The organism is Tabrizicola sp. TH137 (assembly GCF_002855575.1).
In the GTDB taxonomy this organism is placed as follows: domain Bacteria; phylum Pseudomonadota; class Alphaproteobacteria; order Rhodobacterales; family Rhodobacteraceae; genus Paragemmobacter.
Genome location: NZ_PKRQ01000026.1, coordinates 1 through 6,351 on the forward strand (window position 1 = coordinate 1; position 6,351 = coordinate 6,351).

Annotated in this window: 8 protein-coding genes and 1 pseudogene; 1 reads left to right on the forward strand and 8 read right to left on the reverse strand. The window is 64.6% G+C overall.

The features are described 5' to 3' along the window. Positions 1–2,539, reverse strand: a 2,539-nt coding sequence (locus C0V75_RS22410) for a strawberry notch family protein (protein ID WP_158241933.1), incomplete at its 3' end; no start/stop codon positions are given. Between the two features lie 183 nt (positions 2,540–2,722). Between C0V75_RS22410 and C0V75_RS22415 the strand changes: the two genes are divergently transcribed. Next, on the forward strand, positions 2,723–3,019 hold the full coding sequence (locus C0V75_RS22415; RefSeq protein ID WP_101923198.1) for a hypothetical protein: 297 nt from the start codon (positions 2,723–2,725) through the stop codon (positions 3,017–3,019). Between the two features lie 399 nt (positions 3,020–3,418). Here the strand turns inward: C0V75_RS22415 and C0V75_RS24265 are convergent, their stop codons facing one another. From C0V75_RS24265 to C0V75_RS22445, 7 genes and pseudogenes are all read right to left on the reverse strand, one after another. Then, positions 3,419–3,670, reverse strand: a complete 252-nt coding sequence (locus C0V75_RS24265) for a DUF1778 domain-containing protein (RefSeq protein ID WP_143710506.1) — start codon at positions 3,668–3,670, stop codon at positions 3,419–3,421. Next, positions 3,633–4,334, reverse strand: a complete 702-nt coding sequence (locus C0V75_RS22420) for an RES family NAD+ phosphorylase (RefSeq protein WP_101923199.1) — start codon at positions 4,332–4,334, stop codon at positions 3,633–3,635. Before C0V75_RS22420 ends, C0V75_RS24265 begins: the two co-directional genes overlap by 38 nt. Further along, positions 4,331–4,732 (reverse strand): antitoxin Xre-like helix-turn-helix domain-containing protein, encoded by a 402-nt coding sequence (locus tag C0V75_RS22425; protein ID WP_101923204.1) that lies wholly within the window; start codon positions 4,730–4,732, stop codon positions 4,331–4,333. The genes C0V75_RS22420 and C0V75_RS22425 overlap by 4 nt, the downstream gene beginning before the upstream one ends. 58 nt (positions 4,733–4,790) lie before the next feature. After that, positions 4,791–5,435 carry an antitoxin of toxin-antitoxin stability system gene (locus tag C0V75_RS22430; protein WP_101923200.1) on the reverse strand — a complete coding sequence of 215 codons (645 nt, stop codon included), beginning with the start codon at positions 5,433–5,435 and terminating at the stop codon, positions 4,791–4,793. Beyond that, positions 5,428–5,847, reverse strand: coding sequence for a hypothetical protein (locus C0V75_RS22435; protein WP_101923201.1), 420 nt, complete (start codon positions 5,845–5,847; stop codon positions 5,428–5,430). The genes C0V75_RS22430 and C0V75_RS22435 overlap by 8 nt, the downstream gene beginning before the upstream one ends. A gap of 75 nt (positions 5,848–5,922) precedes the next feature. Further along, positions 5,923–6,120: a hypothetical protein gene (locus tag C0V75_RS22440; RefSeq protein ID WP_101923202.1), complete on the reverse strand. Its 198-nt coding sequence runs from the start codon at positions 6,118–6,120 to the stop codon at positions 5,923–5,925. A gap of 1 nt (position 6,121) precedes the next feature. Further along, positions 6,122–6,351 (reverse strand): annotated as a pseudogene (locus C0V75_RS22445) (hypothetical protein); the annotation flags it as partial.

Consider the following 6,351-nt stretch of genomic DNA (forward strand, 5'->3'; position numbering starts at 1 on the left):
CGGCCGCATGGCCTGCGGCGAGATCGGCCTCGATGCTTGCGATCAGGGTGGGGGTTTTCATCGACGTCAGCAGATGGCCGAAGAAGCGCTGCTTGGCAGATTCAAACGCCGAGCGCGCGGCGGACTTGGCCTGGCGGTTGAGCGTGCCGCTGTCGCCCGTGATGTTGGCTGCCTCCATCGCGGCAGCGAGATTGTTGTGGATGATGGCGAAGGCCCCGGCATAGGCATCGTAGATGCCGCGCTGCTCGGGGGTCAGCGCGTGCTCCAGCATTTCATATTCGACACCGTCATAGGAAAGCGACCGGGCGGTGTAGAGGCCAAGGGATCGCAGATCGCGCGCGAGGACCTCCATCGCAGCCACGCCACCCGCCTCAATGGCCTGAATGAACTCGGCGCGCGTCGCGAAGGGGAGTGAAGGATGGTGCCCCAAAGGGGCAGGCGAAGCTCCAGTGGAGCTTTGCCAATCCTGAACGCCCGGAGCGCAAGCGGAGGGCCCGCCGCCCCAAAGTCCGAGCCTTTGCGCATAAGCGAGGTTGTGCACCGTCGTCGCACCCGTGGCCGAGACATAGACCACGCGGGCATTGGGCAGCTTGTGCTGCAGGCGCAGGCCCGCCCTACCCTGCTGCGAAGCTTCCGTGTCGCCGCGGTCGCCCTTCGAGCCGGCGGCATTGGCCATGGCATGGCTTTCGTCAAAGAGGATCACCCCGTCGAAATCCGAGCCCAGCCAGTCGACGATCTGGTCAACGCGAGACTTTTTTGCCCCCCGCTCTTCGGAGCGCAGTGTCGCATAGGTGGTGAACAAGATGCCTTCCGTGAGCGGAATGTCCTTGCCTTGGGCAAAGCGCGACAGCGGCGTGACCAGCAAGCGTTCCTGGCCAAGGGCCGACCAGTCGCGCTGCGCATCCTCCAGCAGCTTGTCGCTTTTCGAGATCCAGAGTGCCTTGCGCCGCCCCTGTGCCCAGTTGTCGAGCAGGATCCCGGCCGACTGGCGGCCTTTGCCCGCGCCGGTGCCATCGCCAAGGAAGAAGCCGCGACGGAAACGGACGGCATCGGGATCGTCGTCCTTGGCGGCCGAGACCATGTCGCCGGTTTCATCGACGGTCCACGAGCCGGCGAGATAGGTGCCATGCGCCTCACCGGCATAGATCACGGTCTCAAGCTGCGCGTCGGAGAGCAGGCCGTCGCGCAGGACGGCGGCGGGCAGTTTCGGGCGGTAGGAGGGTTTCGGGGGCGCGACAGAGGCCATTGCCGCTGACTGCACCAGCTTGGTCGGGTGCGGGGCCGCGCCGGGGATGTCGATGGCCTGCAGGCGGAAGGTCTCGTAGATCGCGTCTGAAATGCGCGCGGCGCCGAGGTCGTCCACCGTCTCGCGCAGCGTGTAGGCGAGGTCTTCGGCATCTGGCGCGGAGACATTCGCCGCGACACTGGCCGACGGCGTTGCACGCGGTTTTCCAGCCGCGTAGCCAGATGCACGGGCAGGAGCACCCGGGAAGGGGGCTCGGGTTCGAGCGACATCACCCGCATCCAACGCGAGGCGCGGTGGGACCTCGGCCACGATCCGAGCGAGGAGTTGCGCCACATCCGGCGAGATGGAGCGTGCCAGATCAGCGGTAATGCCACCCCGCTCCCCGCCACGGCACTTGTCGAAGACCGAGATCCGGGTCTCGAAGCTGGTGCCATGCTTTGCGAAGGCTGCCCCCGACACAGCGCCGGTGAAGACCAGATGGGCACTCTCGGTCAGGCGGCCGAAGGTCTCGGACCACGCGGGCGCATCAGGTGCGAAGTTTGCGCCGGTGATCGCGACCAATCGCCCGGCGGGAGCAAGGCGCGCGAGCGCCGAGCGCAGATGCCGGGCCGTCGCCTCGGTCGTTCGGCCATCGACATTGGCCACAGCCGAGAAGGGCGGGTTCATCAGGATGACGCTCGGGTGCAGCCCTGCGTCCAGATGATCGTCGATTTGGGCGGCATCGAAACTGGTGACCGGGCGTCCTGGAAAAAGGAGGCGCAGAAGATCAGCGCGGGTGTCAGCCAACTCATTCAGCGCGAGACTTCCGCCCGCGATCTCGGCGAGGATCGCCAGAAGCCCGGTCCCGGCCGATGGCTCCAGCACCAGATCGTGCGCGGTGATCTGTGCCGCCGCCAGTGCCGCCAGCCCCATCGGCAGCGGGGTCGAGAATTGCTGGAAGCGCTCCATTTCCTCCGAGCGCCGGGTATGCGTCGGCAAGAGGCCCGCCACCTTGGCGAAGATCGGTAGCAGCGCCGCAGGCGAGCCGGCACGGGCGAGCAGCGCGCGGCCGAACTTCCGCAAGAAGAGGACGAGCGCCACCTCGCCCGCCTCATAGGCGAGCTTCCAATCCCAGGCGCCATCGGCATCGAAGCCGCCAAAGGCGCGCTCCATCTCGAGGCGCAGGCGCAGCGCGTCGATCTGGAAGCCTTGGGCCAGATCGGGCTGCAGCGCCTCGGCCACAGCGAGGATCGCGGGCGCGGGATCGCGAGATGGAAGAGGAACGGGAGGCGCGACAGGCGCGAGATAGGTCATCTGGAAGCTCCGGGATGAAGGAAAGGGAAAGGGACAGGCCCGGACACCCTCTCTCGGGCACCCTCAGGCCTGATCCTCCCCGGCCCCTCTCTCCCTCTCGAACCGGTGCGTTGCGGACGCTTGGCTTGATTTTGTTCCTGTTATGTTCTATATTGAAAGCCAAGCCAGCTAGGGAGTTTCCCGATGGACATCACCACGCATGCCCTGCCCGCGACACCCAAGCAGATCGCCTATGCGCGGTCTCTGGCCCTGCGTAACCAGACCCTCCTGCCCTGGGAGGTTCAGCAAGATCGCCGGTCGTTGAGTGCCTGGATCGAGGCGCAGGCCCAGCTGAAGCCGGTATCCGAAATGGACCGGCTGCCTACGTCAAAGCAGGTGGCCTTCGCGGAGAAACTCGCTCGGATCAAACGGCGCGCCGTCCCGGACGAATGCTTCCGTGACAAGGGGCTGATGTCGAAGTGGATCGACGGGAACAAGTGAGCACGGTACCGGCTGGCTCCGGCCTTCCGGAGCTTCTGCCATACCGTGGCTTGGCAAACTTAGCGTAGTTGCCAACCTATAGATTGGCAGATTGGCCCTTCGGGACATCAACCCCGGTCAAACTCCTGTCCGAAGGACCAAAGCCTGGTCCCGATGGCACGCCGGGAGGTGCACTGCTGCGACCTTCGGCAACCACCGCAAGTCGTAGTCGTCTCTCGACCCAGCGTCTTCAGATCTTCCTCCACGTGGGGCTAGTCCCTCAATTCTTTGAAAATGGTGATATTGGAGCGTCCATAACGCTGGAAAAGCAACCTCATCGAAGAAAACTATAGTGGTCTCTTGGGGCAGAGGCGTCGCTGCCCTCAGCGCGTCTATGGGAAGCCCAGAAGACCGGCGGACTCAGACCATCTTTGGAAGCCATGTGTTTTGCCGGAATGACCTCTCTTTCGTCCGGCGAAATGCTGCCCGTAACGCTTCCGTCGGTGAGGGCGGAGAGTCCAAAACCTCGAAGAATGCCTGATGGTCGCATGGCTTCAAGCATGTGACGTCCGCGCTGTTGTCGTTTGCAGGCTTCATTTCTTCGGACCTCCAAGGGCGCTTTCGCTGTAACGCGTCAGCCGACAGCCGTAACCGAGTAGTGCGGCGTCCCATCCCAAACAAGATCCCAGGATGCGCCCGGCCGGACGTTCTGGATGGCGTGGGGCTCGAAGCAGACGAGGCAATTCCCGCCCGGCGCAGGAGCCCGGACCGAGGGATAGATCAGGCCACGCGATCCAGCCCGGCGGAGATGTTGGGCCAGGCTTTGGCCCTCGGGATATCCGACAGCCGGATCCGGATGCAGCGCGGGATGGCCCAGCTCGTCGGTCATGTCGTCGAAGACACCGATGAAATCCGCCAGCAATTCCACATAGCGGGCGCTGTCATGGAAGCTCCCGGTAAAGCCGAGTTCGCGCGTGCGGTGCCAGGCCACTTCGCTGACGGACACCATCACGTCCCATGCGCAATACCACGCGCCGCGCTCCTCGGTGTTGAAGCGGTTTCCGCCAGCGCGGGTATAGGTGAAGGCCGCGTTGACATGGCTGTCGCCATAGACGCGCAGGTCGCGGCTGCGGCGCTGCCACGCAAGCTCACGCGGGTCCAGATGCGGGTTGCGACCACGTTCCGCCAGAAGACGGCCGCTGGTCAGGCCCTCGATCTCTGCCAAGATCTCCATCTCGTCATCGGTATCGACAAGCCCGCGCAGCGCAGGGGGCTTGTGGTAGGTGGCCGGGATCAGTCGAATCAGACCGCGATCGGAAATCTCGGTCTGCTTCATGCCCCACCGCGCAAGGAATCAAGATAGGTCCGCATGGCAAGGATCTGCGGCAAGCCCCCGTCGATGGCGGTGTCAACCGGACGGCTACCCCCGAACAGCGGCCCTGTATTCGGTCGGGTGAACCAGCTTCGGGCGAGCGGCTCGGAGAAGTAGAGTTCGAGCGACTTGTAGATGCCGATCACCGCACTGAGCCGCAACAATTGGTCCTTGGTCAGTTCTCCCGCAAAGTCCGGCTTCTTGGCGCGCTTCCAGGTGCTCACCGTCATGTCGGCAAGGCTAGCCGCTTCGTTCAGGTTGAGGCCCCAGGCATCGACCACGCGCGCGTAAGCCTTCAACGCGACGGCGTTGATCTGTGCGGGTTCCCGGATTTTCTCAGCAACGTACATGGCGTCCTCCACTGCCCTAAACATAGATCATATGGTCTCATTGTAAAGATCAAATGAACTGCCTGCGCTCTCACCCGAAGCGGCGCCCTCCTTCCGTGAAGGTGTACTCGTTCACGATGATCCCTTCCTCGATGGCCTCGACCGAGGTGAGGTGGTCGTATTCAGCCTGAAGCTGACGGTAGAGCCAGCGAGCGAGATCGCGCAGCGCCTCGGTCACGGTCTCTTCGGCGTCTTCGGTCGGCGGCTGCCAGGTCGGGCTGTCGCGCGTGACGTCGATCGACATGGTGTATTCGTGGTAGTAGCGGCCGCGGTGACTGACTTCGGCTGCAAGCTGGTAGAAGTTCCGGCGCTGGATGGCCTGCAGCCGGTCGGCGATGCCATGGAGCGTCGCGTCGCTTGGGGCGTAGTCCCGGATGCGCGCGGCCGCGCCCTTGGCGTGGGACCAATAGCCCTCGAAGCAGGCGCCGTCGCCCTGGCTCCAGAACCCGGAGAACCAGATGCAGGGCTTGGTCCGCGCCCCGCCGCCCATAAGGCGGACGGGTGTAGTCTTCAGGCGGATGCCGAGGATTTCGCAAACCCGCTGGAAATCGTCATAGACCGCGTCCCACCAATCGTCGTGGGGGCCAAGCTCGCGATACCAGCTCCGCGCCTTTTCCTTGGCGGCATCCGAGAGTTCGGGGAACTGGTAGACGGTGGTGCAGATGATCTCAGGCATCGACGTCCTCCCCGCTCAGCGCAGCGGCCAGCCAATCCTGGCTGCTGGTCCAGCCGACGGATTTGCGTGCGCCGAGATCGATGACATGCGCGCCGCCGCCGAAGGGGTCGAGGCGCGGTCGGGAGCAGGTCAGGGCATATTGGAAGCCCCAGAGGCCGGTGAGATCGAGTTCCTCCGCGAGGCGCAGCACGAAGCGGATGACGTCTTCGACATCGCCGTGGTCGTCGTCATGGATCCAGAGGGTGCTGCCCTCAGGCGTGTCCTGACGCGCGAGAGTGAAACCCGCGACCTCCGGGTCGTCGGCGTCCTGATCTGCAGCGCGGAGCTTCTGAAACAGCGCGACAGCGCGGGCCGCATTGTCGGGGGTGCCGACATCGAGCAGGCATGAGAAGTGGGTGAAGTAATCCGCCATAGGGAACTCCTGAATGGGGAAGACCCGGCCGAGAAGCCGGGCGCTGGATTGGGATGACCGGGTGGTTGGGGGCGATCAGTCAGTTGGCGTGTCGCCCGCCGCCTGTCGCGCGGCATGGGCGCAGAGCATTTGCCGGTAGAAGCGCTTGCGCGCGGCCCGGAAACCGCGAACTGAGCGCGTGTCGGGGTGCAGCGCCCGGACCGCTGCCCGCAGGACGGTGTAGGGCGAGGCCGTCACTGGCAGACCGAGGCGCTGATATGCCGGATCGGTCATTTCAGGTGACCTCGACCACAGGCGAGGCGAGATGCGGATCGACCAGCGCCTCGATCCGTTCGGACCGGCCCATCCAGGGTTCGGGCCGGATGGCCTTCACCCAGTCGGCGAAGCTCGGGATGAAGCCGAGGTCTTCCTTCACATGCTGCTCGCCGACCCAGCGGGTCGGGATGATGCGTCCGGTCGAGAGCGTGAGGGTCGGGCCGAAAATCGTCTCGGCCATTATATAGA